1 protein-coding gene and 2 pseudogenes are annotated in these 2,220 nt (G+C 57.3%); all 3 read right to left on the bottom strand.

The features are described 5' to 3' along the window. A pseudogene (locus tag AC1DFE_RS23950) lies at positions 1–151 on the bottom strand (MFS transporter); the annotation flags it as partial. Between the two features lie 156 nt (positions 152–307). Next, positions 308–1,867 (bottom strand): FRG domain-containing protein, encoded by a 1,560-nt coding sequence (locus AC1DFE_RS23945; RefSeq protein WP_476908316.1) that lies wholly within the window; start codon positions 1,865–1,867, stop codon positions 308–310. Positions 1,868–1,938: 71 nt separating this feature from the next. Continuing rightward, positions 1,939–2,220 (bottom strand): annotated as a pseudogene (locus AC1DFE_RS23940) (MFS transporter); the annotation flags it as partial.

Below are 2,220 nucleotides of genomic sequence, written 5' to 3'. Positions count from 1 at the left end.
TGGCGCTGATGGCGCCGACGTACCGGCAAGTCTGGAAGATCCCGGCGGCCACTCCCCTGTCCTCGGGGGCGGCGGAGATGTACAGCCCCTGGTTGGAGGCGATGCTCACCGACCCGTACGGCACACCCATCAGGGCGGTCAGCACCAGCGGAACGAAGAACGACGCCGACAATCAGCACCCTCCGCATGCCGCACCGGTCCATCGCCTTCGCCGCGGGCGGCGTGAATATGCCCAACAGAGACCGCCACTGCCCCACAATTGCGTGAAAATGAGTTTGCGGTGTGGTTAGAGTCTGCAGACTGGCTTCTAGCTATACGCAGCTATCAGACCTCGCAAGTCCGAGCGTATGGATTGCGCCGCTCCTTGGATGTCGGGATAAATGGTGGCGCCGTGATAAGAGTACCGATCTTTCAAAACCCTTCGTATCTCGCGCTTGGCATTGGATGTGATTCGGATAGTGAAAGTTGGAGGAAGTTGTTTCGAAATTCTTTGACTCACGGGTCGGTTTGTTCGTGAAAACCTCACACTTATGGAACTGCTGGCCAGTCGGTCAGTTATCTTCCACGGAACCTTGACACCTGGCTTAAGGAAGTATTTATCGAGCGACGGCGAGTCTAGAGGAACTCCGTCCAAGATAAAAGCAGCATTCTGTGCGGAAATTCGACTTTCGTAAAGGGGAGGCACCCAGAAGCGGCGGAGTCTTCCTGTTCCCCACTGATACTCTTCCCTCTTTTCGTCGCTCTCCAGAGCATGCCAAAAGGGCAACTCCGTGCCGGCATCCCTAGGTCCTACCCGGCTACTACGCACTTGCTGCTCGCGTTCTCCCTCAGTCACTGAACTGGTCGCCGTAGCCAGCGCAAAAAGACGGCAATCCTTTTCGTCCGTCTCCTCGTGCGCTTCGGTAGCGAACCAGGCGGCTATCAGGGGATTACGTGATACGTCCAGCAACCTTGTCGGGGCGCCAAAATGCTGGAGTCGGGCGAAGGTCGAGAGGGCTCCGGTATCATCAAATCGCCAGTTTTCTCTGATGTATTCAAGAATTGCCGTTTCAGCTGCAACCATATCGGCCTCTGTAGGAAATGATTCTTCGTATCTATGTTTGATTTCAGGTCCCCGAACACCGTTCGCGGCCCACAGTTCCCGAAATAACGAACTGTGAAGTGGCCAATCAGCATCCCGCTGGCCTCGCCACAGAAAGCTAAACTCAGGATGATTGTCCATCAGTCTTGAGCACTCCCCGTGAAATTCCTCGAAGCTGTCAACCACCGACTCATACTGTTCAAAGTATGTCGAATATTTTGTCATTTCCGGCGAGTAGGCGGTCGTCCTGTTGGCATCAACAACTTTCAGAGCGGGGTAATGGAGAGAACGTGCGGCAGATAGGTTGGCGTAAGTAGATCGGACTGACTCATAGAGCTGATCCCGCTGAATGTCCAACTGCTTTGCAAACGCCGCCAACGTCTCCTGCGGAACCGCATTCCGAAGCAGCTGCTCCTGCTGCCGTCCAAACTGCTTTGCAAACGCCGCCAACGTCTCCTGCGGAACCACATTCCGAAGCACCTGCTCCTGCTGCCGTCCAAACTGCTCTGCAAACGCCGCCAACGTCTCCTGCGGAACCACATTCCGAAGCACCTGCTCCTGCTGCCGTCCAAACTGCTCTGCAAACGCCGCCAACGTCTCCTGCGGAACGACTTTCCGAAGCGCTTGTTCCCTCTCGGACCCGAGCTCCGTCGTGGTTTCCGGCGCGGCCCGACTCTGCCCCTGTTCCTGATTCCTTCCAAGCTGCTCTTCTTTTGAAGGAACCCCCGATATGTCCTCGTCCGTGGCCGCCCCAACGACAGTAGATTCTTCGTCCATTTCTTCCATGAGGGCATTATCCAGCCTCTAATGGCACCTCCATGCCTAGCCCGTCCACGAAGGGCGGGGACCCGAAAGAATTATTGCCCTGTCCGATCCCGCCACAGCAGCGACACCACGAACGTCACAGCACTCAGCGCAAGCATCACCAGCACCACGCGGCCCCAGTTCTCCTGGTTCACGCCGGTACCGTAGAAGATGCCGATCATCACGGTGGCGCTGATGGCGCCGACGTACCGGCAAGTCTGGAAGATCCCGGCGGCCACTCCCCTGTCCTCGGGGGCGGCGGAGATGTACAGCCCCTGGTTGGAGGCGATGCTCACCGACCCGTACGGCACACCCATCAGGGCGGTCAGCACCAG

Source organism: Arthrobacter sp. 05T423 (assembly GCF_056396245.1).
This window is presented reverse-complemented; position numbering and strand designations above follow the sequence as displayed.